Source organism: Roseburia lenta (assembly GCF_014287435.1).
Taxonomy (GTDB): Bacteria; Bacillota; Clostridia; order Lachnospirales; family Lachnospiraceae; genus Pararoseburia; species Pararoseburia lenta.
In genome coordinates this window covers 1-526 of sequence record NZ_JACOPG010000010.1, presented here as the reverse complement: position 1 = coordinate 526, position 526 = coordinate 1, and the positions used below count along the sequence as shown (strand labels likewise).

Annotated in this window: 2 rRNA genes; both read right to left on the bottom strand. The window is 39.4% G+C overall.

The features are described 5' to 3' along the window. Nucleotides 1-260: 260 nt before the first annotated feature. Nucleotides 261-379: ribosomal RNA gene (gene rrf, locus H8R94_RS12065) — 5S ribosomal RNA — on the bottom strand. A gap of 70 nt (nucleotides 380-449) precedes the next feature. Further along, nucleotides 450-526, bottom strand: a 16S ribosomal RNA gene (locus H8R94_RS12060); the annotation flags it as partial.

The window sequence follows — 526 nt, the reverse complement described above, 5'->3', positions numbered from 1 at the left end:
TTTCTCAGTTTTTACTGAATTTTTGGTTTGTTAATTCTCGGATGTCTTGATATTGAGAGTTGATTTTATTCAACTTTCTTTCATCAAAATCTATCTGTATGAAATTTTCAAGGTGCTATTTTGACTGTTTTACCAGTCATTAGAAATCTCAATCTTCTTTGAAATCTCTAATCACAGGTAAAACCTGTTAAGGTCGTAACAAGTCTTTCGACTCGTTACTTCTATATGTAAAACAGAAATATTTTCTGTCTTTTTTCTATAACTGGCAGCCACCTACTCTCCCGGGTCGTCTCCAACCAAGTACCATCGGCCGCTTAAGTCTTAACCATCGTGTTCGGGATGTATAACGGGTGTTTCCCCTAAGCGCATCGCCACCAGCATTGTTAATTGTTATTAAGTTTAGCTTAATAACTCAACAGCGAAACAACTGCTTTACTCGATTTCCTTAGAAAGGAGGTGATCCAGCCGCACCTTCCGATACGGCTACCTTGTTACGACTTCACCCCAGTTATCGAGCCTGCCTTCG